This is a genomic window from Desulfoferula mesophila, from assembly GCF_037076455.1.
GTDB lineage: Bacteria > Desulfobacterota > Desulfarculia > Desulfarculales > Desulfarculaceae > Desulfoferula > Desulfoferula mesophila.
The window spans coordinates 3,906,775-3,932,359 of sequence record NZ_AP028679.1; the positions used below are offsets into that span (position 1 = coordinate 3,906,775).

Here is a 25,585-nt window from a genome sequence, read left to right on the forward strand (position 1 = left end):
GGCTCTACTTGGCCGAGGCCCTGGGGCTGCCCATGGGCACCCACTCCAAGGTGCTGCGCGAGTCGCAGCCGGGGATGGGGCTGCTGGTGGTTCCCTGCACCGGCACCAGAATCTCGGCCCTGGCCCTGAGGTCGCCCAGGAAGCCCTGCGCCGCCTGGCGGCGGGCCTCGGCCAGCAGGATCTCCTTGAACTGCTCGTGCTTGCTCTTCATCTCTTCGGGGTCGGCGGCCTGGCGTCCGGCCAGCACCGCGGCGGCGAAGATATCGCCCACCCGCACCGGCTGGGTCATCACCGGCTTTTTCTCCGGGCGCAGGAACAGCGCGCGCACCAGGGCCGCGCTGCCGCTCACGTCCTTGATCTCGCCGCCCTGGGCCAGCCAGCCGGTCTGGCCGCTGCCGGGCATGCGGGTCAACTCGGCGGCGGGATCCTTGACCTTGGCCAGATCGGTCAGCAGCTTGGCCGCCTCCGCCCGGGCCTTATCGGTGGCCAGCTGCTCTTCCACCGCCACCCGCACGTCTTCGGCCACCTGGTCCAGGGGCTTGACGTGGGCGGGCACCCGTTCCTTGATTACCGCCACGATGGAGCCGTCGTTAAAGATCACCGCGGGCACCGGCTGGCCCTTGCCCAGATCCTTGGCCGCGGTAAAGAAGCCCTTGAGCCCGGGCAGGCCTTCCACCTTGCCGCCCTCGGCCACCTTGGGGCTGGTCTGCACCGAGCCGCCCTGCTGTTTGGCCAGCTTGGCCAGGCTCTCGCCCATGGCCAGCTTGTCGAAGGCGCGCTCGGCCGCGGCCTGGGCCAGGTTCTTGGCTTGGGTGTCCCCCAGGCGCCCCTTGATCTCCACCTTGACCTCTTCAAGGGGGGTCACCGAGGCCTGCTCGTGGCCGGTGACCTTGACCACGTGCCAGCCGAACTGGGTGCGCACCAGGCCGATCTCGCCGGGCTTCATCTTGAAGGCCAGCTCCTCGAAGGGGCCCACCATGGAGCCCCGGCGGAACCAGCCCAGGTCGCCGCCCTTGGGGGCGCTGGGGCCCTGGGAATACTTTTTGGCCAGGGCCGCGAAATCGGCCCCCTTCTTCTTGGCCAGGGCCATCACCTCTTCGGCCTTTTTCTTGGCCGCCTCCACCTCGGCGGGCGAGGGCTTCTCGGGCAGGGTGATGAGAATGTGGCTGGCCTTGACCTGCTCGGGCTTGGAGTAGCGGTCGCGCTCCATGTCGTAGGTGTCGGCCACGTCGCGATCGCTGATCTTGACCTGGTCGCGCTGGGCGCTGACCGGGAACACCAGATAGTCGAAGGTCACGGTGGCCGGAGCCATGTAGGCGCTTTGGTTCTTCTGGTAGTAGTCCTTGATCTGCTGCTCGGTGGCCTTGACTTCCTTGCGGTAGTCCTCGGGCTTGAACAGGCGGTAGACTCCCTTGACCTTGGCCAGGCGGCGGGACATGACGTCGTTCACCTCCTGGGGGGTCACCTGGCCGGCGCCGGCCACCAGGGCGGCCAGCTTTTCCATGCGCAGTTCCTGGCGCAGCCCGGCCTCGTAGTCGGCGGGGGTCAGGCGGTTGCGCTCCAGGATGATCCGGTAGAGGCGCTCGTCGAAGCGGCCGTCCTTTTGGAACATGGGGGTGGAAGCCACCCGCGCGGCCACCTCCTGGTTGCTCACCTGCACGGCCAACTGGTTGGCCGCCTGGGTGAGTAGCACCTGGTCCACCAACTGGTCCAGGGCCTGCTGGCGCAGGTTGAGCAGGGGGGCCACCTGGTCGAACTGGGCTCCGAAGCGCTGCTTGCCCTGCTCCATCAGGTTGGCGTAGACCTCCGAGGCCCTGGCCTCGGAGATGGTCTCCCCGTTGACCTTGACCGCCACGCGGGCCGGTCCTTCGCCGTAGTTGTAAACGCCCCAACTCAGGGCGAAAGCCAGGGCGATGGCGCCCAATAGGATTTTGATCATCCAGTTGCCGGCGTGCTTGCGCATCAATTGCAGCATGGCAGGTGGTCTCCCGCTGGTTTTCCAATTCTCTCGGGCCGTTATCAATAGAGGCCAAAGCTATCACGCCGTAGCCTCTCAGTCAACGCGCAGAGGACGCATCCTGTGCTTGGCCCCGGCGCGCACCTGGCATATAATTGCCCAACTTCCCATGGACTAAGGAGCAGCACCACCCATGGCCCGTCGCACCGACATCTGTGCCCAACAGTTGCCCACCGTGGCCATGTCCCTGGTGGATGCAGGAAGCCTTGCCCCCCTAACCTCCGATGCCACCGTTCGTTTGCACACCGTTACCAAGACCGGGGTCGAGCTGATCCTCAAGCGGCCTTTTATCGACGGATCCCACGTGCTTATGGACGTACACAACATCACCCAGAAGTTGATCCAGGTGACCTTGCCCGGCGGGGAGGGCGAGGCGCCGGAAGGCCTGCGCCTTTGGGGAGACGTGGTGCGTTTCAACCGCCTGGAAGGGGCCGAGGGGCCCTGCTTTTTGGTGGAGCTGGCCTGGATCAAAGACAAGCCGGCCAGAGACGTCCGCCAGCGCCTGCTCAAGCGTCTGGGACGTTTGAACAGGAGCGGTGGGGAGCGGGCCTCCTGATGTTCCGCCGTTTTCCGGTCCTGTTTCTTTGCCTCGCCGCCCTTTGCCTGACGGCCCCCTTCGCCTGGGCCGCCCCAAAGCAAGAATTTTATTTCCGGGTGCTGGACAGCCACGACCGGCTGATCAAGGACGCCCGCATGGAGGTCACGCCCCTGGCCGGAAAGCCGGAGGGAGGCCCCGGCTTCTCCATGGACAAGGACGGGGTGATCCGCCTGTGGTGGCTGCCCCGGGGCCAGGAGGCCATACCGGGAGCCAGCGACCAGGTGATTCGCTGGACCAGCGCCTTTCACTGGCGCATCAGCGCGCCCGGCTTTCTTGCCGCCGTGGGCACCATCAACCGGCAGTCCACCACCCGCACCATGTCCGACCCCCTCTTGGCCAAGCTGAACCAGGACCCCGACACCGTGGCCCACGGCGAAAACGTGCTTTTGCGCCGCCCGGAGGAGATGTTCGCCTGGGATCCCAAGGCCCATCCCCCCAGCGGCCCCTTGAGCCAGGCCTGCGGGAAGCTGCACCTCAAGGAGGCCCGGGTGGCCCGCCGCCTGGGGGCCTCTTTCGCCTGGCCCGCCTTCGACCTCAAGGGCGACACCCTGGAGATCCATTTCGATTGGGTGGGGGCTCCCTGGGGCAACCAGGCCCAGGCCCCGCTCACCGGCAAGGTGGCTCTCTTGACCGGCCTGCCCCTGATGATCGCCGTGGGCCAGGACCTGCCCCCCCTGCCCCAGGTGAAAAACCTGCGCCTGGTCTTCCACAGCTCCATCTCCCCGCCGGACGACCCCTACGCCATGCCGACGCCCGCCCAGGTCATCATGCAAGCCCCGCTCAGCGAGGTGCGCCGCCTGGGCCAAGGGGAGACGGGCGCCCGTGAATTCATGGCCGCCCACCCACCCCGGATGGAAGGCGGCCCCCCGCCCGCTAAAAAGCCCGCGCGCGAGGCGCAGACCGCTCCCAAGCCGGGCCCGCCCCAGGGGAAGAAGCAGCCATGAAGCAAGACGTACTGCAAAAGGCCCACCTGCTCTATGAACTAGAAGGCCGCCGCCTAGAGAGCCTGCTGGAGCGCGACCCCACCTACAGCGGGGTGCTGGAGCGCCTGACCCAGGCCGAGCGCCGCCTGGCGGGCAACGACCAGGCCGGAGCCCAGGCCATGGCCGAGGCCCGAGCCCTGCTCTTGGAGATGGCCCGGGAGACCAGCTTCAAGATGGGCTACCTCCTGGCCCACGACTATCCCCTGGAAGAGGCGTTCGGCATCTGATCGCCGCCCATCTGCCTGGCCGAGGAAACAACCCATGTCCTATGGCATCGAACCCATGCTCCCGGAACACGGCCCGGCGGTGCTGGCCGTACTGAATCATCACATCTCCAGCGGGTTCGCCGCCTATCCCAGCACCCCCCTGCCCAACGAGGCCTGGGGGCGTTTCATGCAGGCCTTGGGCGGCTACCCGGCCTACGTGGTCAAGCACCAGGCCGAGGTGGTGGATTTCGGCGCGCTCAAGCCCTATCTCATGCCCGACACCCTGGCCCGCACCGCCGAGGTGAGCTATTTCATCCTGCCCGGGCACACCGGCCAGGGCCTGGGAGCGCGCTTGTTGGACACCCTCATCGGCGAGGCTCGGGCCAGGGGCGTAGACAACCTGCTGGCCAACGTTTCCTCGCTCAACGAGGGCAGCCTGCGCTTTCATGAACGCCACGGCTTCGTGCAGGTGGGACGATTCCCCAAGGTGGGGCGCAAGTGGGACCAGGATTTCGATCTGATCTGGTTGCAGAAGGCGCTGTAGGTATCGCCCGGTTGCGGGACGGGAAGCCTTCTACCCAACCTACGCGTTTTCCGAGATAGCGTAGGTCGCTTTAAGCGCGGCCAAGCCCGACAATTCCCCCGGCACCCAAAAGAAACGCCCCGCCCGAAACCGGGCGGGGCGCTGATGATTCAAGCTTAGCGGTCTAGAGCTTGCGGGCGTCGAAGACCCGCTTGGCCTTGCCCTCGGAGCGCTCGATGCTCTTGGGCGGCACGGCGCGCACCTTGACCCCGATGCCGATGATGCCCCGGATGCGGCTCTCGATGTCCTTTTCCACCTCGCGCAGCTTTTCCTCGCCCAGGTCGTAGACCTCGGGCTTGGCTTCCACGTCCACGCTCAGGGCGTCCAGGTAGCCCTTCTTGCGGATGATCAGGACGTACTGGGGCTCCACCTCGGGAACCTCCAGGAGGATGGACTCTATCTGGCTGGGGAAGACGTTGACCCCGCTGATGATGAGCATGTCGTCGGAGCGGCCGAAGACCTTCTTCATCTTGAGCAGGGTGCGCCCGCAGGAGCACTTCTCGCGCTTGAGCTCGGTGATGTCGCGGGTGCGGTAGCGGATCATGGGCATGGCCCGCCGTTGGATGGCGGTGAACACCAGCTCGCCCTTTTCGCCCAGGGGCAGCACTTCCTCGGTGACCGGGTCGATGATCTCGGCCAGGATGTGGTCCTCGTTTACGTGCAGATAGCCGTCTTTGGCCGGGCAGGAGAAGGCGGTGCCCGGCCCGCCCAGCTCGGTGAGACCGTAGGCCTCGCAGGCGTCGATGCCCATGCGCTGCTCGATCTCGTCGCGCATCTCCACCGTCCAGGGCTCGGCCCCGAACACGCCCACCCTGAGCGGCAGCTCGCGGATGTCCACGCCCATGTCCGAGGCCTTCTCGGCGATGGTCAGGGCGTAGGATGGGGTGCTGAACAGCACCGTGGAGCCGAAGTCCTTCATCAGGGTTATCTGGCGTTCGGTCATGCCCGAAGAGGCGGGGATCACCGTGCAGCCCAGCTTTTCGGCCCCCTGGTGGAAGCCCAGGCCGCCGGTGAACAGGCCCAGGCCGTAGGCGTTCTGCACGATGTCGTCGCCGGTGATGCCCGCGGCGTCCATGTTGCGGGCCATGCACTCGGCCCACTGGTCCAGATCCTCGGCGGTGTAGGGGCCGGTGATGGGCTTGCCGGTGGTGCCCGAGGAGGCGTGCACCCGAACCACCTGGTTCATGGGCACCGCGCACAGGCCGAAGGGGTAGTTATCCCTCAGGTCGGTCTTTACCGTAAAGGGCAGGCGCCCCAGGTCCTCCAGGCTTTTCACGTCCTGGGGACTGACCCCCACCTCGTCGAATTTCTTTTTGTAAAAAGGAATTCGCTCGTAGACCCAGGCCACGGTTTCCTTCAGCTTGTCCAGCTGAAAGGCCTGCATCTCGTCGGTGGACATGGTCTCGAATTTTTCGTCCCACATAAACCAATCCCTCCCTGAGGCTGAAGGCGCGCAAGGGCCGTTTCGGCGACCCCCGGCCGCCCCAAAGCCCTGCGCCAAACAACTAGCGACTACTAACCCCTCTGGGCTTTTTTAGCACAGCGGCCAAGAAATGAGCAAGCTACTTTTTAGCTAAATTGTAACTTCGCGGCCCCGGAACCAAAGTGGCATCCTTCATAATAATGTGATTGTTTTCCAACGTTTACGCGGAAACTACCCGTCGAGGCCTTTTCCTTGCAGATTCGCGGCGTTGGCCATGAGCGCGGCCACCGGCTCCAGGCCGTAGGCGCTATGCTGCTCGATGGCCTTGAGCACAGAACCGCCGCCGGTGAAGAAGTAGTATTGCGCGTTGTCCAGCACCGACAGATACAGGCCGGGGCACAGGTCCTTGAACTCCTGCAGGGTGTCGCCGCCGCCGTAGAGCTTGGCCGCCGCCCGGTTGGCGTCGATGGTGGTGTCCAGGGCCCGGCTGCCATCGGTGAAGTGGGGGGTGAAGCCCATCACCGCGTTGACGAAGATGCTGGCCGCCTGGCCCAGGGCCAAGGCCACCGCCGGGGCTTCGAAGCTCTTGGGGTCGATGTCCAACACGTAGCCCAGCTCCATGCCCGGCTTCAGCTCGCTCAGGGCCCGGGTGCGGTACTTGCCCTCCTCGCGGCCCAAGATGTCGCTTTCCACGATGTAGGGCAGCTCGATGATCTTGCCCGCCTCGGCGTCGGCGGTCACCAGGTCCCGGGCCGCGGCGATGTCCTCCTCGGCCACCCCGGCGATCTTCACCCCGTACTTGGCGCACAGATAGGTATTGTAGATCACCCCGCCCAGGATGAGGCGGTCCACCTGCTGATACAGGGCCTGCAAGGGGCCGATCTTGGTGTCGTACTTGGCCCCGGCCACCACCCCCACAAAGGGCCGGGCCGGGTTGAGCACCAGCTCCAGATGGCGCATCTCGTCTTGCAACAGATAGCCCGCGTAGGAGGGCAGGTGCTTGGTCACGTCGAAGGTGGAGGCGTGGGGCTGCCAGGAGCCGAAGGCGTCGTTGACGTACACGTCGGCCAGCCCGGCCAGCTGCAGGGCGAAGTCCTCGCGGGCCTCCCCCTTGGCCTCCTCGCCCGCGAACCAGCGGGTGTTGGGCAGATAGATGCCCGCGATCTCGCCCTCGCGCAGGCGGCGGATGTTGTGGTTGATGCTGGTGTCGATGGCCGTGATGCCCTGTTCCCCGGCCGGGAAGGAGGGCACCTCGATCTTCACGTGCAGCTTGCTCTCCAGGTAGGCCACGATGGGCTCCACCCCGCTGTCGGCGCTCACCTTGATCGTGCCGGCCTTCTTGTCCCGGGGGCGGCCCACGTGGGTCATCATGATGGGCTTGCCCCCCTGGGCCACGATGTAGAACAGGGTGCCCAGGGTGCGGTCGATGCGGAAGGGGTCGTTGATGATCCCCTTCTTGACCACGTTGTGGTCGAAGCGCACCAAGACCACCTTGTCCCTCAGCGAGGCCTGCTGCACCAGGGGCAGCCTCTGATCCAAACTAGCCAACTCCATGGCCACCTTCTCCTTGTCGGCCCCTTCGGGCGGGGCGTCGCGCGCGGTTGGTTGGGTTTACCCCATCATTGTAATGCAAGCGCCCGGCCCAGCGAAGCGCATACGCAACGGATACGCCCGGCAACGCGGCTATCGGCCACCTGGCCAAGCCGGCCGGGCAAAAAAATAAGGCCCCGCCCTGTGGGCGAGACCCCCTAACCAAACCCCGCTTGGGGCTCAGGCGTCGAGCTTTTTGATGCGGTCGCCGGCCACGGCCATGGCCAGCACCGAGATGATGAACATGGGGAAGGTCACCCAGAAGCGCTCCAAGCTGCTGGCCAGGATGTAGAGCCCCGTGAAAACCGCCGAACCTATCAAGCCGTAAACCACCTGCATCGTTTTCATGGGGCCGCCTCCTTGCTCCGGTTGTTCTTGCTTACCTATGACCATAGCACATTAGCGCCCCGTCTCCAAAAGCACCCGCCCCCCCACGGGCATAAGCAGCACCCGGCCGCGCCACTGGGGATGCTTGGCCACGTAGTTATTTATGTCCTGGGCGGGCCAGGCGGCGGGGCCGTCGCCCAGATCGAGCACTCCCCACTGGGTGGGCACCAGGCGCCGCGCCCCCAGATCGGCGAAGGCTTGGAACAGCTCGGGCACGTCCATGTGGGCGTAGTGCATGAACCAGCGCGGCTGGTAGGCCCCGGCCCCCAACAGCGCCAGGTCGATGTCCGGCCAGCGGCGGCCGATCTCCTTGAAGCCCTTGAAGTAGCCGCTGTCCCCGCCGTAGTAGATTTTCTCCCCGCCCCGCTCCAGCATCCACGAGCCCCACAGGCTCTCGTTGTAGCCCTGGCCCAGGCGGCGGCTCCAGTGCTGGGTGGGCAGGAAGGTGAAGGTGGCGCCGCCCACCTCCGTGCTCTGCCACCAGTCCAGCTCCCGCACCTGTTTGGCCCCCATCTCCCGGAGCAGCTCCCCCAGGCCCAGTGGGCACAGGAACAGCGCCTCCCGCCCGGCCAGGGCGGCCACCGAGTCGGAATCCAGGTGGTCGTAGTGGTTGTGGCTGATGAGCACCACCACCCCCCGGGGCAGGGCCCGGGGCCCGAAGGCCGGGGGCACCAGGCGGCTCACTATGGCCGCCCTTTGGGAGAAAAAGGGATCGGTGATCACCACCTGGCCGCCCCACTGCACCACGTAGGTGGCATGGCCCACCCAGGTCAGGCTGGCCGGGGCCGCCGGGTCGCGCAGATAGGCCCCGTCGTTGGCCACGGTGGGGGTGGGAAAGTCCGCGTCGTTCAGGTCGCCCAGGCTGGAGCGGCTAAGCCACCAGCGAAAGAGGTCCCAGCTGGACTTGTCTTGGGGCAGCCAGGGATTGAAATAGCGGCCCTCGGCGTCCTGGTGGGGGGCGTGGAGTTTGGCCGGATCGGTGGCGGTCACGGTCTTATGCCAGGCGGCTTCGTCAAAGGGCTTGGGGCTCAGGCACCCCACCCCCAACAAGAGCAGGGCCATCGCCAGCCCCGTGCCCAGGCGGCGGCGTATGCGGGCGTAGTTGCACATAATTTATACAATGACCCGGATCGCGAACTTAGGCAATAGCCAAGCCGCCTCAGGCCTTCCAGCGGCCCCGGTCCAGTTCCCGTAGCTTGCCCTCCAACAAGCGGGCCAGGTCTTCCAGGTTGTCCCGCCCGCCCAAGAGGTTGCCGTGGATCTCCACGTGCAGTTTCACCGCCGGGGCCGCCGCCCCCTCCCGCGAAAACCCCTGGTTAAGCGCCTTGAGCGCCGGCAGGCTGGCGGCGGTCACCGCCTCCGAGCGCACCACGTACTCGCCCCGCCGGGCGATGAGCGGCACCTCGTCGTGGGCCAGCGAGCTTATCAGCGCCCCGGCGCGGGCCTTGGGCCAGCCCATCACCCGGCCCCCCTGGTGCATCGTCAGCATCTCCATGCCGCCGCTGCCCTGGGAAAACGCCGCGCCTCCGCCGTCGCTGGTGGTGATCTTCATCGTCCCGCCCGCGCCTTTCACCTGCTTCATGCTGCCTATCAGGCCCTTGATGGCCTGGGTGCCGTCCTGGGCTCCCTTGGTGAGCCCGCCCAGCGTCTTGCTCACGAAAGAGTCGAGCGCCTGGTCGAACTGCGCGGCCTCCTGCCCGCCGCTTTGGAAGCTCTCGGCCAGCCCCCATATCTCCTCGCGGAAGGCCCGGGCCTCCTCGCCGGTGAGCCCCAAACGCTGGGCCAGCTCGTCGATGCGCTTGTCGTAATTCCTGGCCGCCGTGTCGCTCATGGCGAAGCTGTTGATGGACAGGTTCATGGACTCCACCAGCCCGGTCACCTCGTTCTCCAGGCTGTTGGCCGCCTGGCCCGAGGCCACGAACTCCTGGGACAGCGGGTCCAGCGAGGCCACCAGGGCGTCCACCTGCTCCTGGGAATAGCCGGCCACGTTCTTCAGGTGCTCCAGGGCCTCGGCCGCCTGTTTGGCCGATTCGCTGAACAGGGTGAAGTTGTAGCCGGTACCGGCCGACAGCTCATCCACCCCCGCCCCGCGCAGCTCGGCCACGCTGTTTTTCATGAAGTTGGCGTTGGTTTGCCAGTTGGCCTTGGCCGTCTCGGGGCTCATGGTGTTTTCGATGCCCAAAAGGTCGTTGATCTGGCTGTGGAACAACGCGCCGACCATCCCCGGCGCGAGCCCTATGGCAAACGCGCCCGCCGGGCTGGCCAGGGCCGCCCCCGCGCCGCTCAGCAGCGAGCTGGAGGAACCGGCCCCCTCGGTCGCGGCGGTCACCCCCGCGAACTCACCTGCCATATCGACCCCATAGGCAGCAGCCATATCGGCGGCGGACTTGGTAATGGCCTCCATGGCCGCGCCGGAAATTACCTCGGCGCCCCCCCCGAACAGCGAGCCAACCCAGGAGGTGATGCCTTCCACCGCCCCCAGGCCCGGCAGGGCCGCGAACTCCCAGGCCTCGGTAAAAGTGGCTCCGTCCTTTATGGCCTCCAGGAAACCGCCCGCGCCGCCGTCCCAGCCTTCGCCGAATATGGCCGGGATGACGTCGAACAGGCCGAAGCCGTCGCCGGAGAACAGCCCGGTGAACCAGTCCGACACCGGGTCGAACACCAGTTTCTTGAACATGTTCTGCACCCCGGTGAGGGCGCGGTCCAGGGGCGCGCCCAAGAGCTTGTCCCACAGGCCCTCCAGCTTGGTGCCCATGTCGTCCCAGGACTTTTCCCAGATGTCGCCCACCTTGTCCATTTCGCCGTCAAAGGCCGCCGAGACCGTGCCCTTGAGGGCGTTTTTGGTGGAGTCCTTCACCACCTTTTCCGCGTCGTTCCAGGTTTTGACCACGTCCGTGGCCATGCCGGACATGAACAGGTCGAATTGGCGGCCGGCGGATGTTCCGATTGTGTCAAGGGCGCTTTCAAATTGGCCTACCCATTTTTTCAATTCTGAACCGGCGCTAACTAAACTTTGAGGATTAAGCTGCGCATTTAATTGTAAATTCATTGAAATTGTATTGCTCGGACTCATGCTGTGCTCTCCCAGCAAGGGTTTCCTGATTTTCTGCACAAGCTCCGGAGCCCTTCCATCACTCCAACTCACAAAAATATTTCCTCAACAAATATTTAGTGTTATGCTAATTAGGTACATTGTGCATATTTAATCCAAATTTTTCCAGCACCGGGGGGACGCATGAAAGCTATAAATATCATTGCCATAATCGCTATTTCCTTCGTCGCCGGAATGTTCGGCGGGGCCTTTTCAGAGCGTGTTTTCGCCAATCCCAAAGCAGAAGCGAAAATCCAAGAGCAGATCCTCGCCCGTGGATTTTTTTTGGTTGATGAAAATAACAGGCCTCGAGCGGGTATGTCTTTTGATAAGGGCGGCAATCCTGTCGTGTACGTACGAGACCAATCTGGAAACATTCGGGGCTACCTGGTTGATTTACAAGGCGGCCCCATGCTGGCGCTTACAGACGAGAAGGGACGGGATTCAGTTGTCATGGGGGCGGGCGATGACGGTAAGTCAACAATCGGAATGATGGCGGCCAACAACAAGCCACGTGTAGCAATCAACTACACTCCCGGCCGTGGTCCGGGCCTAGCACTTTTTGACGACGACAACGTGGGCAAGGCAGGGCTGGCTATCATCCACGGAAAGCCGGTTATCGGACTCAACAAGGCAGATGGCACTCCAGCTATCGCAATGTCCTACGACCCAAAAAGGGAAGCGGCTCTGCTCGGCTTCTTGAACAGCCGCAACGAGGCCAAGGCCGGTTTTGGCCTCATGAACGACAAGCCCCTGCTTTTCGCCTACCGCCCCGACGACACCGGCCTGCTGTTCAACATCCAGCGCGACGGCCGCCCGGCCCTGGGCCTGCTCACCGAGGGCCGCCCCGAGTGGTCCGCCACCGGCACCGTGCCCCAAATGCCCGCCCTAGACGGCATCCTGGATCAGGTCTTGCGCTAGCTCAATTGACATACGGGGGGAAGTCATGAAAGCCATCCACATCGTCGCCATAATCGCCATTTCCTTCGTCACCGGGATGTTTGGCGGGACTTTCTCGGAGAGGGTTTTCGCCAATCCCAAAGCAGAAACGAAAATCCACGACCATATCCTCGCCCGTGCTTTTAATCTGGTTGATGAAAAAAGCAAAATTAGAGCAAGCATAGCTTTTTCTGGTGATGGCCAACCTATGTTGTGCGTCGGAGACGAAACCGGGAAGCCTAGGGGCTTCCTATCTTGTGCCGTCGATGGGCCAATATTTGCCCTCGTGGACAAGGCGGGCGAGTCAAACGTGTTTTTGAAGGCCAACGACGATGGCAGTTCGATGATGGCCCTGATGAAAGACGCGAACCACGCGCGCCTAATGATGAGGTACAGCCCCGGCCGGGGTCCGGGAATGGTTCTTTTTGATGACGACAACGTAGGTAAGGCAGCAGTGGCCATAATAGAAGGTCAGCCGACCTTCGCCGTGAACCAACCGAACGGCAAACCGGCAATTACCATGTCTTACGACCCCAAGAGAAAAGCGTCCCTGCTGGGCTTCCTAAACAGCCGCAACGAGGCCAAGGCCGGTTTCGGCCTCATGAACGACAAACCCCTGCTCTTCGCCTACCGCCCCGACGACACTGGCCTGCTGTTCAACATCCAGCGCGACGGCCGCCCGGCCCTGGGCCTGCTCACCGAGGGCCGCCCCGAGTGGTCCGCCACAGGCACCGTGCCCCAAATGCCCGCCCTGGACGGCATCCTGGATCAAGTCTTGCGCTAGCTCAATCGACATACGGGGGGAGCCATGAAAGCTCATCACATCGTCGCCATAATCGCCATTTCCTTCATCGCCGGGATGTTCGGCGGGACCTTTTCGGAACGTGTTTTCGCCAATCCCAAAGCAGAAGCGAAAATCCAAGAGCAGGTAATCGCCCGTGGATTTTTTTTGGTTGATGAAAATGACAGACCCCGCGCAGGCATGTCCTTTGACCCTGCTGGTCAGCCCGTAATCTATGTAAAAGATAACGTGGGGAAAGTTCGTGGTTACTTGGGGTGCGAGCAAAGGGGACCCATGCTGGCGCTTAACGACGAAAACGAGAAAAAATCTGTACTTCTTAGCGCGTTAAACGGTGGCAAGTCGATGATAGGGCTGATGGGTAAAGAAGAACAAGCACGTATAACAATGACTTATGATCCAGAGCAGAGTACGGCTTTAATTCTAAGCGACGACGAAAATATAGCAAAGGCACTCGTGTCAGTTACCAACGGCAAACCGAGTGTTTTTCTCACGCAGGGGGACAAAAAACCTGCCGTGGCTATGCTCTGGGGGTCTAACCGGGGAGCCCTGCTGGGGTTCTGGAACAGCCACAACGAAGGCAAGGTGGCTCTGGGCTTGAAAGACGACAAACCGATTCTCTTCGCCTACCGCCCCGACGACACCGGTCTACTGTTCAACATCCAGCGTGACGGCCGCCCGGCCCTGGGCCTGCTCACCGAGGGCCGCCCCGAGTGGTCCGCCACCGGCACCGTGCCCCAAATGCCCACCCTGGACGGCATCCTGGATCAGGTCTTGCGCTAGCTCAATTGACATACGGGGGGAAGTCATGAAAGCCATCCACATCGTCGCCATAATCGCTATTTCCTTCATCGCCGGCATGTTCGGCGGGACCTTTTCGGAACGTGTTTTCGCCAATCCCAAAGCAGAAGCGAAAATCCACGAGCAGATAATCGCCCGTGGATTTTTTTTGGTTGATGAAAATAAAAAAACCCGTGCAGGCATGTCCTTTGACCCTACTGGTCAGCCCGTAATTTACGTAAAAGACAAAAATGGAGCGGTTAGGGCCTACATGGCTTGCGAGAAAGGTGGGCCGCTGGTCGCCCTGAATAACAGCAGGGAAGAGATGTCCGCGTACATGGAGGCAGATGGCGATGGTAGCTGCTCAATGGGACTTATGGGAGCAAAAGAAAAAGCGCGGCTAACGATAGTCTACAAGCCAAATAAGGGGCCTATGCTGGGGATGTTCGACGAAAACAACATATCCAAAGCGTTTATGATGGTTGCTCGCGGTAAACCGAGCATATCCCTTCTCCAAGACGACAAGAAGCCGGCAATAACTATGCTTTGGGGGCCTAACCGGGGTGCTTTGCTGGGGTTCTGGAACAGCCGCAACGAGGCCAAGGCGGGTTTCGGCCTCATGAACGACAAGCCCCTACTTTTTGCCTACCGCCCCGACGACACCGGCCTGCTGTTCAACATCCAGCGCGACGGCCGCCCGGCCCTGGGCCTGCTCACCGAGGGCCGCCCCGAGTGGTCCGCCACCGGCACCGTGCCTCAGATGCCCGCCCTGGACGGCATCCTGGATCAGGTCTTGCGCTAGAGCAGGGACCGCCAGCGGGCCAGCTCCGCCGGGCGCGCCCGGCGGCGGCCGCTGAGCCGGTGCCAGGCCTTGGCCTCCCACTCGCCGCACAGGGCGTGCAGGGGCTCGCCCTGCTCGTGGGGCGGGTTGGGGCCCAGGCGCTGGGCCAGGGCCTCGGCCTCCCCGGCCAGGCGTTGGTGCAGATCGGGCCAAGCCAGGGCCGCCGCGCCCCAGGCCTCCAGCCGCCGGGCCAACAGCCAGCCCCAGGCGGGCGGCGCGTCCGTCAGCCAACCCCAGGCGGCCAACTCCTCCCGCGAGCCCGGGCCCAGCCCCGCCGCCGTGGTGGCCACCTCCGGGCCGAAGGCCAACAGGCGCATCACCGGGTTTCGGCGCGGGCTGCCGAAGGCCAGGCTCTCCAGCCCCGCGCACAGCTCCAGCAGGGCCTCGCGCGCCGGTTGCTCCAGGGCGGCGAAGGCCCGGGCCGGGGGGCAGCTCTCCCGGGCGCACTTTTCCTGGAACCCGGTGGGCCCTCGCAGGTCGCGGCCCTGGTTGTGGGCCGGGTGCAACAGGCAGCCCGCCACCCGCCCCCGTTGGTCCAGATAGCCCAGGCCGGGGCACCAGTAGCCGGTGATGGGCTTGGTGGGCGGCCCCTCTTCGCGCATCCGGCGGGTGTTGTCGGCCAAGAGGCGGCGCAGGCTGCCCAGGTGGTCGGCGTGGTCGTAGCCCGCCGGGCGGATGGGCGGGCAGCAGGCCACGCAGCTAAGCCCCCGCCCCGGCGAGCACAACAGCAGACCGCTGTGCTTCACAGGTCGTCCTGGGCCGGGCGCACCCGCGCCGGGTCCAGCCCCTGGTGGGCCAGCCAGCGGCGCACCGCGTTCAGATAGCGGGCCAAAAACACCTCGTGCCCCCCCAGGGCCCGGCGGCCGAAAAAGAAGTTGATCTCCAAAAGCAGCGCCTCGCCCTCGGCGGTGATGAGCACGTCCACCCCGGCCAGGTCCAGCCCGGCCGCCGCTTGCAGCCGCCGGGCCAGGCCCACCGCCGCCGCCCGCTCCTCAGGCGGGCCGTCCTTGACGAGCGTGCCGCCCTGGCACAGGTTGGCCCGAAACTCCTCCTCCCGCGCCCGCCGCCAATACACGTCGGCCGCGTCGTGCAACAGCTCCACCCTGATATCCACCGCGCCGGGGTGGTAGCGCTGCAACACCAGGCCCGAGGGCCCCCGGTGACACCAGGTCTCCAGCCGCCCGGCCAGGCCCCGCAGCTCGGCGGGATCGCTGACCAAAAACACGTTCTCCCCCATGCCGCCGCCCGCGCCCTTGGCCACCAGCGGCGCGCCCAGGGCGGCCACCTCGGCCCGGCCCGCCTCCCAGGCCGCGGCCGCGCTCTCCAGGTCGGCGAACTCCAGCGTGGCCGGATGGGGCAGGCCCAAGTCACGGAACAGGCGGTAGTTGCCCACCTTGCCGTCGTGGCTCAGATGCACCGCCGGATTGGGGAAAAAGGGCGCGCCGGAGGCTTGGGCCAGCTCGAACAGGTCGGCCCGGCAGATCTGGGGCAACAGGATGGCCGCCGCCTGGCCGGTGGCTTCGCGGTCGCGCTCGTCCAGGGGACGCTGCGACACCAGCATCAGGTTGATATCGGCCTCCAGGCCGGGATGATAGCTTACGATGGGCCGGGGCATGGTTTCCTCCCGTGGGGGGAGTCTAGCGCCCCTGGTACAGGCGGTCCACCCCCGCCTCCAGACCGGCCTCGGCCAGCAACCGGGCCTCGGCATCCAAGTCCCACTCCAGGCGCACGATCTCGGCCCGGGGCTCCGCGCCCAGCTCGATCAGGGCGTAGGAAGCCCGGGGGTCGCCGTCCTTGGCCTTGCCCACGCTGCCGGGGTTCACCACCAGGCCGCCGCCCACCCGGCGCACGAAAGGCAGGTGGGTGTGGCCCAGGCACAGGATGGCCGCCCCTGCCCGCTCCAACCAGGCGGCCAGCTCGGCCTCGGGATGGTCGGGATAGACGTACTGGCGCACCGCGTCCGGGCTGCCGTGGGTGGCCACCAGGCGGCCCGCCGGGGTCTGAAGCTCTATCTCATGGGGAAGCTTGGACAAAAAATCGCGGGTGTCGTCCCGCACCCGCCGCTCGGTCCAGGCGAACACCGCCCTGGGCTCCGGGCCGATGCCCCGGCGCAGGAAGTCGTCAACCCCCTGCTCCCCCCCGGCCAGCACCGCCAGGTCGTAATTGCCGGCCACGCAGGGCCAGCCGGAGCGGGCCACGGCCCGGGCCACCTGGTTGGGACGGGCCAGATAGCCCACCAAGTCGCCCAGCACCAGGACTTGTTCTACGTTGCGCCGCGCCAGGTCGGCTTGCACCGCCCTCAGGGCGCTGAGGTTGGCGTGCAGGTCGCTCAGGACCGCCAGGGCCGTCACGAAGCCTGGGGCCTAGAAATAGCCGGGGCGAAACACCTTGCCCGCCGGTTTCTGATCGCCGCCCGCGCCGCCGGAGCCCTTGTCGTCGTAGTGCGCCTGCACCTTGGCCTTGAGCACCCGGGAGGGCCGGAAGGTCACCACCTTGCGGGGGGGCAAGAGCAAGGGGTCTCCGGTTTGGGGGTTGCGCCCGCGCCTTTCGGCCTTTTCGCGCACCGACCATTTCCCGAAGCCGCTTACCAGCACCTCGTCGCCGGTGGCCAGGGACTGTTTGATCAACTCCAGGCCCCGTTCCACCGCGTCGGCGGCCTCGGCCTTGGTCAACTGCCCTTGTGCATAGACTTGGGCTACAATGTCCGCTTTGGTCAAGGTCATTGCCTGCCGCTCCTGAAAAGTTACTCAGAGTTTAGTAAGTTTAGGACGTTATGCCATATAAAGTCAAGGGGGGGCCGCCCGGGGCCGGGCGTGCCGCGGGGCGGCGGGCGGCCGGGGGCCAGCTTGTCCTTGACTGGCGCGGCAGCGGAGTGTAGATAATTCCTTCATCGCCTTGGGCCCGGGCCGGGGCGAAAAACAAACTGAGGTCCGAACTCCTAAAACCAAGGAGGTCCCCATGGGGCGGCCTCGCTGCTCCGGCAAAGGCCCAAAAAGGCCGAGGCCGGTAGGGGCGGGGTTTGATTTACGTTTAATATCCTGCTGCTGGACTACCGGCAGGCTCTCCGTCGCGGCGCTGACCGCCGGGCGGCGGCCGTGGCGCTTTGCTGCTGCGGACCGGGAGGGAGGCGATTATGAAAGCCCTCGGAAGCCACCTGATCCTAGAACTCTATTCCTGCCCGGCCGCCTTGTTGGACGATCCGCAGCACGTCGCCTCGGTGATGACCTCTGCGGTTGAGGCATCCGGCGCGACCCTCATCAAGCCCTTTTTCCACCAGTTCGCGCCCCAAGGGGTCAGCGGCGTCATCATCATCAGCGAATCCCATTTCACCATCCACACCTGGCCGGAATACGGTTACGCCGCCGTGGACGTTTTCACCTGCGGCGATGTCATCGACATGGACGTGGCCGCCCAGACCCTGCGCGACGGCTTCCGGGCCCAGTCGATACAAAAGATGATGTTCAGCCGGGGCATGCTGGATCTGCCGCCCGAGATGATCAAACACAAGCCCGACGCCCAGGCCCTGCCCCTGCCGGTGGAAAACTAGCCCCATCGCCACGATCTCCGGGCGGGGCGCCCCGCCCGGATTTTGCTTGCCGGGAGCCGCCATGCCCAAGTATTCGCAACCTCAAGACGACGCCTTGTATTTGGAGCCCGCCGACCTGCAGGGCTCCCTGGGCCTGGCCCTCAAGGTGGACCGGGTGCTTTTTCACGAGCGCACCCAGTACCAGGACCTGCATATCCTGCAATGCGGACCCCTGGGCCGGGTGCTCCTGCTGGACGGCATCATCCAAACCACCGAGATGGACGAGGCGGGCTATCACGAGATGCTGGTTCACGTGCCCCTACTCACCCACCCCGCCCCCAGCCGGGTGTTGATCATCGGCGGGGGCGACGGTGGCACCCTGCGCGAGGTGCTCAAGCACCCCACGGTGCAGCGTGTGGACATGTGCGAGATCGACGGCGGGGTGGTGGAGGCGGCCAAGCGCTACTTCCCCGGCCTGGCCACGGGCTTCAGCGACCCGCGCCTGAACCTGACCATCGGCGACGGGGTGGCCTTCGTGCGGGAGGCGGCCCAGCCCTACGACGCCATCCTCATCGACAGCTCCGACCCCGACGGCCCGGCCGAGGGCCTGTTCGGCCAGGCCTTTTACCAGAGCGTCAAAAAGGCCCTGGCCCCCGGCGGGGTGGGCGCGGCCCTGGCCGAGTCCTACTATCTATATCAAGACCTTATCCGCGACACCTTCGCGGTGCTGGAGGGCATCTTCCCCTACGCTTGCTACTACACCGCCCAGGTGCCCACCTACAACAGCGGCCTCATCGGCTTCGCCCTGATGACCACCAGCGCCTATCCCCTCAGCCCGCCCGACCCCATGCGGGTACATGAGCTCATTCCCCTGCGCTACTACACCGAGGCCGCCCACCGGGCCGCCTTCGCCCTGCCCCGCCCGGCCCTGGAGCTCTTGCCCCCGCGCATCGCCCAGATGCAGGAGAACATCTTCGCCACGGGCCGGGGCGGCCTGGCCGGCCTGGCCGACCTCTAGCCCCCCGCCGCCACCAGACTTCCCAACAATAGCGTAGGTTGGGTTGAGGGCGCAGCCCGAAGCCCAACACTCCCCTTGTCGTTGCGAAAAGCACAGCGACGAAGCAATCTCTGCCCGTAGCAGGTGCTTTCGCCCCGCTGGCCCCGTCCGAGCAAAGCCCGTCCGCCTCGCCATCAGGCTTTCTGGCAATAGTGGTCATTGCGAGGAGCGGCGGCGCCAGAGGTCGGCCTGGAAAAAGCGGCCTTCCCGCCGCGACGCGGCCATCTTCCGTTTCTCTCGTCATTTCTGGGTGCGTGAGAAAAGGCCAACCCGTCCACCGAGCCACGAAACGATCCCGCCCGGGGGAAGGCGAAGATCGCCGCGTCGCATCTCCCCGGAGATGCTCCTCGCGATGACGTCTATTTACCGGGTTGCCAGAAAGGTACTGTTGGGTTTCGGGCTTCGCCCTCTACCCAACCTACGCTAACGCCCAGAATTACCCGGCACAGCCAGGGGTTCGTGGGCGAGGCGTCCGGCCGGCGCGGGCCGCAGGCGTATTACCCATACGCCGAGGCCCAAACGCCAGCGGGCGGCACAGCCAGGGGCCGCAGGGCAAGGCGACGGGCGAACGAGGAACGCAGGCGTAGTCAACCTACGCCGAGGACCGAGCGACGCCCACAACGCAGCCATGCGGGGTCTGGCGCAGCCGCCGCCCCCTACTTCTTGGAGGCCAAGAGCCTATCCATCTTGGACTTCAGCCCCATCATGGCCATCTTGCCCCCGCCCATGGTGCCCCTGGCCTTGGCCATGTCCAGGTACATCTCCTTGACGTTGCCCGGCACCCGCTTCTGGGCGTCCTCGGGCTTGCGCTCAAGGCTCAGCGCCCCGGAGGGGCAGGTGCTCACGCACAGGCCGCAACCGATGCAGCGGTCCAGGTCCAGCACCACCTTGTCCTCGTCGTCCAGGCTCAGGGCCTCCATCTGGCAGCGGTCCAGACACACCCCGCAGCCGATGCATTCGTCGGGATCGGCCGCGGCCACAAAGGGGCTGGCCGCCAGCTCGGCGGGGCGCGGCTGGCGCTTGAGGGTCTTGAGCACCTGGCAGCAGCAACCGCAGCAGCAGCAGAGGTTGATGGGCTTCTGGGCGTTGGAGGGCTGCAGCACCAGGCCCGCCTCGTCGGCCTTTTGCAATATGGCCAAGGCCTCTTCCTGGTCGATCTCCCGGCCCACCCCGCGGCGCTGGTAATAATAAGCGCCCGCCCCGAACACCAGGCAGGTCTCCTCGGGCTTGTCGCATCCCTGGCCCACCATGGCGTGCTCCCGGCGGCAGATGCAGGGGGCCACCAGGATCTTGCTCTGGCTGCGGATGAGGTTCTCCGCCTCCTCGTAGGGCATGATGTGCTGCTTGGCCTCGATGCTCTTGCCCACGGGGATGGTGCGCAGTTGGGGAGCCTTCTGCCAGATGCCCGCCTCGAACAGGGTGGGGATGTAGGCATTCATCAGCGCGATAAGCTCGGGGTCCAGGTCGTTGACGTGGTACTCCCAGATGCCGATGACGTACTGGGCGGCCATGTAGAGCGCCTCGCGGCCGGGAGGGTAGATCCCCAGGATCAGCCCCTGGTCCACCATCTCCTCCAGGCGCTCCTTGGCCGCCTCCAAGCCAAGCCCGGCCCGGCGGGCGATGACCCGAGCCTCCTCGGGAATCAGGGTGCAGTGCAGGGCCAACTCCGCCTGCTCGGGAGTGAAGAGCTTCTGGAGAATCTTCAGCTCCACCCCGTCTTCGGTGGGCGGATAGCCGCCGGGCAGGCCGTCCAGGTGCTTGGCCAGCTTTTGGTAGACGTCACGGGCCATGGTTTCCTCCGGGCAAGATCGTGCGGAGTCCCCACTCTAGCATGAGGCCCGTTCATTTCCCAGGTGTCCCGTGGCGTTAGGTTAGCGGGCCGATAGCGAAACGATATCTGGAGATAGCGTAGGTTGGGTTGAGGGCGCAGCCCGAAGCCCAACAACTCCCTTATCGTTTCGAAGAGCGGCGACATGCCGTGACGAAGCAATCTCTGCCCGCAGCAGATGCTCACACACCGTGCTCAACGCCGCGTTCCGTCAAGCTCCAGCCAATAGCCGTCATGGCGAGGAGCGGCGGAGTCAAAGGCAGGTAAGAAAAGGGCGCTGCTCCCGCCGCGACGCGGCCATTTTCGATTTCCCTCGTCAGGCCGCCGCTGGCCAGACAGGGCCAAGCCTTCCTCCCGTTCCAAACCATCCCGCTCGGGGAAAAGCGAAGATCGCCGCGTCGCATCACCAGCGAGATGCTCCTCGCGATGACCGCTATTGCTGGATTGGGGATGCCGGCAACCCGGCTATCGGGCGTCTGGCGAAGCCGCCCGCCCCTACCGCTGTAACTCGCTTCTGAGCGACCGCAGCATCATGCGCTCATACAGGGCCGGGCTGAGCTTGTTGATCAGGTAGGTCAGCTTGCCGATGGCCGACAGCACCACCAGGCGCTTTTCCTGGGCCACCGCCCGGTGCAGGGCCTCGGCCACCTCCTGGGGCGTGGCGATCTTGCCCACCGTGGACTGCTGGTGGCTGGTCAGGCTGCCGTCGCCGTCCAGGGCGGCGTGGGCGATGCCGGTGTTGGTGAAACCCGGGCACACGATGCTCACCGTCACCCCGGTGCCGGCCAGCTCGGACCGTAGAGTCTCGAACAGCCCGTGCAGGGCGTGCTTGGCCGCCGAGTAGCCGCTGCGGCCGTAGAGGGGGGCCACCCCGGCCACCGAGGAGATCACCGCGATCTGCCCCCGGCGCTGCAAAAGACTGGGCAGGGCCGCTTGGGTGCAGTGGAGGCTGCCCAGGTAGTTCACGGCCATCACCTTGGCGAACACCTCCGGGCTGGTGTCCTTGAAGGCGCTGCGGTGGGTGATGCCCGCGTTGTTGATCAGCAGGTCCACGCCCCCCAGGCGCTCGACGACCTGGGCCAGGGCCGCGCGGCAGGCCGCCGCGTCGGTCACGTCGCAGGCCAGGCCCAGGCACTCGGCCCCGCCCAGCTCCCCGGCCGCCCGCGCCGCCGCCGCGCCGTCCAGATCCAGCAGGGCCACCTTGGCCCCCAAGGCGGCGAAGCGCCGGGCAAAGGCCGCACCCAGGCCCCCGGCCCCGCCGGTGATCACCACCGTCTTGCCCTGGTAGCTACGCCGGGCCACGGCCGTCCCGCCAGGCCAGGTAATACTCGAAGGCCTCCCGGCTGCTCTTGGCCGGCTGGTAGCCGAACACCTCTTTCAGCCGCTTGTTGTCCAACACCGGGCGATATTGCAAAAAGCCCACCTGTTCCGGGCCGTATTGGGTCAGGCCCAGGCGCTTCAAGAGCCACAAGGCTCCCCTCAGCAGCCCGGCGGGTAGGGGCAAATAGGGCTTTTTCAATATGCGGGCCATCTCGCGCATGGCGATGGCCCCGTCCCCGGCCAGGTTGTAGATGCCCGTGACCGTGCTGAACACCCCGCGCCGGATCACCCCCACCACGTCGCGGTCCCAGATCACCACGAAGGGGCTTTCGCTGCCCGCCACCCCCAGCAAAAAGGGCTTGTCGAACAGGGCGGTGATCTGATTGGCGGTGCCCGCCCCCAGGATGGTGCCCGAGCGCAGGATGAGCTGCTCCAGCTCTGGATAGTCGTGCCGCCAACGGGCCAGCATCTCCTCCACCTGGCGTTTGTGGTCCGAGTAGGCGAACTCGGGATTGCCCCTGAGGGCGTCGTCCTCGCTCAGCCAGGCCGGGTTGTCGGCGTGGTAGCCGTAGGCCGCCCCGCTGCTGGAGTAGATGAGCTTGGACGCCCCGGCCTCAACGCAGCCCTCCAACACGTGCTCGGTGCCCATCACGTCCACCTCGTACTCCAGGCGGCGGTCGCTTTTTTTGCCGGGAGTCACCAGGGCGGCCAGGTGCACCACCACCTGGGGCTTTTGCTCGGCAATGAGACGGGCCAGGCCCCGGTCGCGCACGTCGGCCACCACATAGGTCACGCCGGGCAGGCGGGTTTCCTCGGGCTCGGGCCGGATGTCCATGGCCACGATGCGCTCCAGGCTGCCGGGGTCGGCGGCCAGGTCGGCCACCACCTGACGGCCCAGATAGCCGCCCGCGCCGGTGATGAGCACTGAAGTGGGACGGGCCGGTTCAAAGCTCATGGGGTCGCCTCCTTTATCGGCCGCCGCGACCAGAACGAAGCCACGGTCAGGCCGGAGATGATGTGCCACACCCCCCACCAGGCGGTGATGATGGCCATGCCCCCCAGGCCGCCGAAAAAGTCGAACACCAATATCAGGCCCAGGGCCGAGTTCTGGATGCCCACCTCGATGGCCACCGCGCGCACGTCGCGGGGGGGCAGCCGGAACAGGCGGGCGCTGGTATAGCCCAGGCTCAGGGCCATGGCGTTGTGCAGGGCCACCACCACGGCCACCAGGCCCACGTAACGCATGAAGTTCTGCCAGTTGGCGGCCAGGGCCCCGCCCACCACGGCCAGGAACACGCACACCGCGAAGATCTTGAATGGCCCCCGCACCCGATCCACCAGGCCGGGAAACCAGCGCCCCACCAGCATGCCCGCGACCATGGGAATGCCCATGATCATCACGATGGTGAAAAACACGTCCACCGGGCTCAGGCTCACCTCGCGCAAAATGGACGCGGTGGCCGGGTTCAGGCTTCCCCACACCGCCAGGTTCAGCGGGGTCATCACCACCGCCGCGCCGGTGGACACCGCGGTCATGGACACGCTCACCGCCGCGTTGCCCCCGGCCAGGTAGGTCATCATGTTGCTCAGGTTGCCGCCGGGACAGGAGGCCACCAGGATCATGCCCAAGGCGATGGAGGGCGATATGGGAAGCACCAGGGTAAGCAAAAAGGTGAAAGCGGGCAGCAGGATGAACTGGGCCCCCAGGCCGATGGCCGGCGCCTTGGGAGATTTGATTATGCGGGTGAAGTCGCCCAGCTTCAGGTCCAGGGCGATGCCGAACATCATCAGGCCGATTACCGCGTTGAGCGCCAACAGCCCCGATGGGTCGAAGTTCAGCCGAACCGCGTCAACCGCCGCCGCGTCCATATCACCTCCCCTTGGGTTCTTGGTGCATGGCCTTGAAGTGGATCAGGCCGGGGGCCCACATGTGCTTCACCGGGTCCACCACCGCGTGGATCACCGCCGGCAGCGGCTGCTCCACCGCCGCCCGCAGCGCCTTTTCCAGGTCCTCGGGGTTGTCGGCCTTGGCCCCGAAGGCCCCCAGGGAAAAGGCCAACTCCTCCCAGGCGATGGGCCCCAGCTCGGTGCCGAAGGTCTTGCCCGGCTCCAACGATTTCTTGAGCATGGTCTGCACCGGGTGCAAGGCGAAGCTCTGGTTTATCTTGACCATGCCCCACTGCTGGTCGGCGCACACGATGAAGATCACCTTGAGCCCGTGGCGCACCGCCGTCTCCAGCTCCTGGGGATGGAAGCCCATGGCCCCGTCGCCGGTGATGCACACCACCTGGGCTCCGGGCCGGGCCGCCGCCGCGCCCAGGGCCTGGCCGGTGCCCGCCCCCAGATGGCCCATGTGGTGGGTGCCCAGCTGGCAGCCGGGGGTGGCGAGTTTCACGTAGAAGTTGCCCCACACCGCCGTGTTGCCCCCGTCGAAGACGTACACCGCGTCGGGCTCCAAGACCCGGTTGCACACCGCGCCCACCTGGGCGGTCATCAGGGGCGAGCCCACGTCGGAGAGCTTCTCGTCCAGCTTGGCCCGATCCTTGACCTTTTCCTGGGCCAGCTTTTCCAGCTTGGCCTTGCGCTCCTCCAGGGGCATGGTGCGCTCGCGCAGCTCGGCGATGAGGGCCTGCATGAACTCCTTGACGTCGGCCAGGGCCAGAATGTCGGCCGGGCGGATGCGCCCCAGCACCTGTGGGTCGATGTCCACCTGGATCATCTTCTGCTGGTCCCAGGCGGCCCAATAGGGCGGCTTGCCCCACCAGTCGGTCTCGCCCAGCTCCGAGCCCAAAACCAAGGCCACGTCGGCCTCGTTGCGCAGCGCGTTCACCGCCTTGATGTGCACCATGGGCCAGGCCAGGGGCGAGTCCTCGCTGAGCACTCCCCTCGCCCCCCAGGAGGTGGTCACCGGGGCCTCAAGCAGCTCGGCCAGCTCGGCCAGCTCGGCGTAGGCCTGGGCGTGGATGACGCCGCTGCCCGCCTGGATCATGGGCAGAGCCGCGCCGGCCAGCATCTCGGCCGCCTGCTTCACCTGCTCCGGGTCCGGGGCCAAGGGCGCGCTGCGCCGGTAGCGCTCCGGGGCGGGCAGGCCCAGGGGCTTGCACTCGCCGTTGATCACGTTCTCGGGCACGTCCAGGTGCACCACGCCGGGGCGGCCGTCCCAGGCGGCGCGCAAGGCGGCGCGCAAGAGCTCGGGGACGCGCCCGGCCTGGTCGGCGCAGGCCGAATACTTGGCCATGGCCCCGATGACCCCCACCTGGTCGAAGCACTGGTAGGCCCCGCCCCGGTCGGGGTAGGTGATGGCTCCCCTCCGGCTGCTGGTGATGAGCAGCACCCGGTTGCCTTCCACCTGCTCCACCGCCACGCCCGATAGCATGTTGGCCACCCCCGGCCCGTTGGAGGCGATGCACACCCCCAGCTTGCCGGTGAGGCGAGCGTAGGCCCCGGCCATCTGGGCGGCCACCGACTCGTGGCGCGGGGTGATCAGCTCCATGCCCCCTTCCACGCAGGCCTTGATCAACTGCAAATAAGTGCCGTCCACGATGCCGAAGATCTTGTCCACGCCCTCGGCCGCCAGCATCTGGGCGATGATCGCCCCCCCGTTGGTGCCTGCCATT

General features: G+C 65.7%; 25 protein-coding genes. 10 read left to right on the forward strand and 15 right to left on the reverse strand.

Annotated elements, in window-relative coordinates:
- Positions 1-4 precede the first annotated feature (4 nt).
- Positions 5-1,975, reverse strand: a complete 1,971-nt coding sequence (locus AACH32_RS18025; RefSeq protein WP_338602601.1) for a SurA N-terminal domain-containing protein — start codon at positions 1,973-1,975, stop codon at positions 5-7.
- A 175-nt stretch (positions 1,976-2,150) separates the two neighbouring features.
- On the opposite strand from AACH32_RS18025, the gene AACH32_RS18030 reads away from it, so the two are divergent.
- The 4 genes from AACH32_RS18030 to AACH32_RS18045 are packed head-to-tail and all read left to right on the forward strand — an operon-like array spanning position 2,151 to position 4,348.
- Complete coding sequence (locus AACH32_RS18030; RefSeq protein ID WP_338602603.1) at positions 2,151-2,573, forward strand: hypothetical protein; 423 nt, start codon at positions 2,151-2,153, stop codon at positions 2,571-2,573.
- A complete protein-coding gene (locus AACH32_RS18035; protein ID WP_338602605.1) occupies positions 2,573-3,559 on the forward strand; it encodes a hypothetical protein in 987 nt (328 codons plus the stop codon). The genes AACH32_RS18030 and AACH32_RS18035 overlap by 1 nt, the downstream gene beginning before the upstream one ends.
- Positions 3,556-3,825: a hypothetical protein gene (locus tag AACH32_RS18040; RefSeq protein ID WP_338602607.1), complete on the forward strand. Its 270-nt coding sequence runs from the start codon at positions 3,556-3,558 to the stop codon at positions 3,823-3,825. The genes AACH32_RS18035 and AACH32_RS18040 overlap by 4 nt, the downstream gene beginning before the upstream one ends.
- A 34-nt stretch (positions 3,826-3,859) precedes the next feature.
- Complete coding sequence (locus AACH32_RS18045) at positions 3,860-4,348, forward strand: GNAT family N-acetyltransferase (RefSeq protein ID WP_338602610.1); 489 nt, start codon at positions 3,860-3,862, stop codon at positions 4,346-4,348.
- Between the two features lie 163 nt (positions 4,349-4,511).
- Here AACH32_RS18045 and AACH32_RS18050 read toward each other — a convergent pair whose 3' ends face one another.
- From AACH32_RS18050 to AACH32_RS18070, 5 genes are all read right to left on the reverse strand, one after another.
- Positions 4,512-5,810 carry a phenylacetate--CoA ligase family protein gene (locus AACH32_RS18050; RefSeq protein WP_338602613.1) on the reverse strand — a complete coding sequence of 433 codons (1,299 nt, stop codon included), beginning with the start codon at positions 5,808-5,810 and terminating at the stop codon, positions 4,512-4,514.
- Positions 5,811-6,041: 231 nt separating this feature from the next.
- The gene (locus AACH32_RS18055) at positions 6,042-7,364 is read right to left on the reverse strand and encodes a phosphoglycerate kinase (protein WP_338602616.1); all 1,323 of its coding nucleotides are present in this window, start codon (positions 7,362-7,364) and stop codon (positions 6,042-6,044) included.
- A 216-nt stretch (positions 7,365-7,580) separates the two neighbouring features.
- Entirely contained in the window at positions 7,581-7,748 is a 168-nt protein-coding gene (locus AACH32_RS18060) for a hypothetical protein (RefSeq protein WP_338602619.1), read from the reverse strand.
- 51 nt (positions 7,749-7,799) lie between these two features.
- Entirely contained in the window at positions 7,800-8,897 is a 1,098-nt protein-coding gene (locus AACH32_RS18065) for an MBL fold metallo-hydrolase (protein ID WP_338602622.1), read from the reverse strand.
- Positions 8,898-8,946: 49 nt separating this feature from the next.
- The gene (locus AACH32_RS18070; RefSeq protein WP_338602625.1) at positions 8,947-10,698 is read right to left on the reverse strand and encodes a hypothetical protein; all 1,752 of its coding nucleotides are present in this window, start codon (positions 10,696-10,698) and stop codon (positions 8,947-8,949) included.
- Positions 10,699-11,022: 324 nt separating this feature from the next.
- On the opposite strand from AACH32_RS18070, the gene AACH32_RS18075 reads away from it, so the two are divergent.
- Genes AACH32_RS18075 through AACH32_RS18090 form a run of 4 tightly spaced genes read left to right on the forward strand, consistent with a single transcriptional unit; the run spans position 11,023 to position 14,198 of the window.
- Positions 11,023-11,799 (forward strand): hypothetical protein, encoded by a 777-nt coding sequence (locus tag AACH32_RS18075; protein WP_338602628.1) that lies wholly within the window; start codon positions 11,023-11,025, stop codon positions 11,797-11,799.
- Positions 11,800-11,824: 25 nt separating this feature from the next.
- Positions 11,825-12,601: a hypothetical protein gene (locus tag AACH32_RS18080; RefSeq protein WP_338602631.1), complete on the forward strand. Its 777-nt coding sequence runs from the start codon at positions 11,825-11,827 to the stop codon at positions 12,599-12,601.
- A 24-nt stretch (positions 12,602-12,625) separates the two neighbouring features.
- A complete protein-coding gene (locus AACH32_RS18085; RefSeq protein ID WP_338602634.1) occupies positions 12,626-13,399 on the forward strand; it encodes a hypothetical protein in 774 nt (257 codons plus the stop codon).
- A gap of 25 nt (positions 13,400-13,424) precedes the next feature.
- Entirely contained in the window at positions 13,425-14,198 is a 774-nt protein-coding gene (locus AACH32_RS18090; protein WP_338602637.1) for a hypothetical protein, read from the forward strand.
- On the opposite strand, the gene AACH32_RS18095 is transcribed toward AACH32_RS18090, so the two are convergent.
- From AACH32_RS18095 to AACH32_RS18110, 4 genes are read right to left on the reverse strand one after another with little or no spacing between them, the layout of a single operon-like run.
- Complete coding sequence (locus AACH32_RS18095) at positions 14,195-14,983, reverse strand: hypothetical protein (RefSeq protein ID WP_338602640.1); 789 nt, start codon at positions 14,981-14,983, stop codon at positions 14,195-14,197. The genes AACH32_RS18090 and AACH32_RS18095 overlap by 4 nt on opposite strands.
- The gene (locus AACH32_RS18100; protein ID WP_338602643.1) at positions 14,980-15,852 is read right to left on the reverse strand and encodes an ATP-grasp domain-containing protein; all 873 of its coding nucleotides are present in this window, start codon (positions 15,850-15,852) and stop codon (positions 14,980-14,982) included. Before AACH32_RS18100 ends, AACH32_RS18095 begins: the two co-directional genes overlap by 4 nt.
- 22 nt (positions 15,853-15,874) lie before the next feature.
- Complete coding sequence (locus AACH32_RS18105; protein ID WP_338602646.1) at positions 15,875-16,588, reverse strand: metallophosphoesterase family protein; 714 nt, start codon at positions 16,586-16,588, stop codon at positions 15,875-15,877.
- 12 nt (positions 16,589-16,600) lie between these two features.
- Positions 16,601-16,960 (reverse strand): integration host factor subunit alpha, encoded by a 360-nt coding sequence (locus tag AACH32_RS18110; protein WP_338602649.1) that lies wholly within the window; start codon positions 16,958-16,960, stop codon positions 16,601-16,603.
- 410 nt (positions 16,961-17,370) lie between these two features.
- Here AACH32_RS18110 and speD point away from each other — a divergent pair, with 410 nt between their 5' ends.
- Both speD and speE read left to right on the forward strand, forming a co-directional pair.
- Complete coding sequence (speD, locus tag AACH32_RS18115; RefSeq protein ID WP_338602652.1) at positions 17,371-17,784, forward strand: adenosylmethionine decarboxylase; 414 nt, start codon at positions 17,371-17,373, stop codon at positions 17,782-17,784.
- A gap of 61 nt (positions 17,785-17,845) precedes the next feature.
- Positions 17,846-18,781 carry a polyamine aminopropyltransferase gene (gene speE / locus AACH32_RS18120; RefSeq protein ID WP_338602657.1) on the forward strand — a complete coding sequence of 312 codons (936 nt, stop codon included), beginning with the start codon at positions 17,846-17,848 and terminating at the stop codon, positions 18,779-18,781.
- A 695-nt stretch (positions 18,782-19,476) separates the two neighbouring features.
- Here speE and AACH32_RS18125 read toward each other — a convergent pair.
- The 5 genes from AACH32_RS18125 to AACH32_RS18145 form a co-directional block, all read right to left on the reverse strand.
- Positions 19,477-20,610 carry a 4Fe-4S dicluster domain-containing protein gene (locus AACH32_RS18125; RefSeq protein ID WP_338602660.1) on the reverse strand — a complete coding sequence of 378 codons (1,134 nt, stop codon included), beginning with the start codon at positions 20,608-20,610 and terminating at the stop codon, positions 19,477-19,479.
- Between the two features lie 533 nt (positions 20,611-21,143).
- On the reverse strand, positions 21,144-21,950 hold the full coding sequence (locus AACH32_RS18130) for an SDR family oxidoreductase (protein ID WP_338602663.1): 807 nt from the start codon (positions 21,948-21,950) through the stop codon (positions 21,144-21,146).
- The gene (locus AACH32_RS18135; RefSeq protein ID WP_338602665.1) at positions 21,937-22,923 is read right to left on the reverse strand and encodes an SDR family oxidoreductase; all 987 of its coding nucleotides are present in this window, start codon (positions 22,921-22,923) and stop codon (positions 21,937-21,939) included. Before AACH32_RS18135 ends, AACH32_RS18130 begins: the two co-directional genes overlap by 14 nt.
- Entirely contained in the window at positions 22,920-23,837 is a 918-nt protein-coding gene (locus AACH32_RS18140; protein WP_338602668.1) for a bile acid:sodium symporter family protein, read from the reverse strand. Before AACH32_RS18140 ends, AACH32_RS18135 begins: the two co-directional genes overlap by 4 nt.
- Before the next feature lies 1 nt (position 23,838).
- Complete coding sequence (locus AACH32_RS18145) at positions 23,839-25,584, reverse strand: thiamine pyrophosphate-binding protein (protein ID WP_338602671.1); 1,746 nt, start codon at positions 25,582-25,584, stop codon at positions 23,839-23,841.
- Position 25,585: the final 1 nt, after the last annotated feature.

What these genes read in the sequence shown, in the direction of transcription:
- AACH32_RS18025 (WP_338602601.1), bottom strand. Translation starts at nt 1,975, where the DNA reads ATGCTGCAATTGATGCGCAAGCACGCCGGCAACTGGATGATCAAAATC.
- AACH32_RS18030 (WP_338602603.1), top strand. Translation starts at nt 2,151, where the DNA reads ATGGCCCGTCGCACCGACATCTGTGCCCAACAGTTGCCCACCGTGGCC.
- AACH32_RS18035 (WP_338602605.1), top strand. Translation starts at nt 2,573, where the DNA reads ATGTTCCGCCGTTTTCCGGTCCTGTTTCTTTGCCTCGCCGCCCTTTGC.
- AACH32_RS18040 (WP_338602607.1), top strand. Translation starts at nt 3,556, where the DNA reads ATGAAGCAAGACGTACTGCAAAAGGCCCACCTGCTCTATGAACTAGAA.
- AACH32_RS18045 (WP_338602610.1), top strand. Translation starts at nt 3,860, where the DNA reads ATGTCCTATGGCATCGAACCCATGCTCCCGGAACACGGCCCGGCGGTG.
- AACH32_RS18050 (WP_338602613.1), bottom strand. Translation starts at nt 5,810, where the DNA reads ATGTGGGACGAAAAATTCGAGACCATGTCCACCGACGAGATGCAGGCC.
- AACH32_RS18055 (WP_338602616.1), bottom strand. Translation starts at nt 7,364, where the DNA reads ATGGAGTTGGCTAGTTTGGATCAGAGGCTGCCCCTGGTGCAGCAGGCC.
- AACH32_RS18060 (WP_338602619.1), bottom strand. Translation starts at nt 7,748, where the DNA reads ATGAAAACGATGCAGGTGGTTTACGGCTTGATAGGTTCGGCGGTTTTC.
- AACH32_RS18065 (WP_338602622.1), bottom strand. Translation starts at nt 8,897, where the DNA reads ATGTGCAACTACGCCCGCATACGCCGCCGCCTGGGCACGGGGCTGGCG.
- AACH32_RS18070 (WP_338602625.1), bottom strand. Translation starts at nt 10,698, where the DNA reads ATGTCCGGCATGGCCACGGACGTGGTCAAAACCTGGAACGACGCGGAA.
- AACH32_RS18075 (WP_338602628.1), top strand. Translation starts at nt 11,023, where the DNA reads ATGAAAGCTATAAATATCATTGCCATAATCGCTATTTCCTTCGTCGCC.
- AACH32_RS18080 (WP_338602631.1), top strand. Translation starts at nt 11,825, where the DNA reads ATGAAAGCCATCCACATCGTCGCCATAATCGCCATTTCCTTCGTCACC.
- AACH32_RS18085 (WP_338602634.1), top strand. Translation starts at nt 12,626, where the DNA reads ATGAAAGCTCATCACATCGTCGCCATAATCGCCATTTCCTTCATCGCC.
- AACH32_RS18090 (WP_338602637.1), top strand. Translation starts at nt 13,425, where the DNA reads ATGAAAGCCATCCACATCGTCGCCATAATCGCTATTTCCTTCATCGCC.
- AACH32_RS18100 (WP_338602643.1), bottom strand. Translation starts at nt 15,852, where the DNA reads ATGCCCCGGCCCATCGTAAGCTATCATCCCGGCCTGGAGGCCGATATC.
- AACH32_RS18110 (WP_338602649.1), bottom strand. Translation starts at nt 16,960, where the DNA reads ATGACCTTGACCAAAGCGGACATTGTAGCCCAAGTCTATGCACAAGGG.
- speD (WP_338602652.1), top strand. Translation starts at nt 17,371, where the DNA reads ATGAAAGCCCTCGGAAGCCACCTGATCCTAGAACTCTATTCCTGCCCG.
- speE (WP_338602657.1), top strand. Translation starts at nt 17,846, where the DNA reads ATGCCCAAGTATTCGCAACCTCAAGACGACGCCTTGTATTTGGAGCCC.
- AACH32_RS18125 (WP_338602660.1), bottom strand. Translation starts at nt 20,610, where the DNA reads ATGGCCCGTGACGTCTACCAAAAGCTGGCCAAGCACCTGGACGGCCTG.
- AACH32_RS18135 (WP_338602665.1), bottom strand. Translation starts at nt 22,923, where the DNA reads ATGAGCTTTGAACCGGCCCGTCCCACTTCAGTGCTCATCACCGGCGCG.
- AACH32_RS18140 (WP_338602668.1), bottom strand. Translation starts at nt 23,837, where the DNA reads ATGGACGCGGCGGCGGTTGACGCGGTTCGGCTGAACTTCGACCCATCG.
- AACH32_RS18145 (WP_338602671.1), bottom strand. Translation starts at nt 25,584, where the DNA reads ATGGCAGGCACCAACGGGGGGGCGATCATCGCCCAGATGCTGGCGGCC.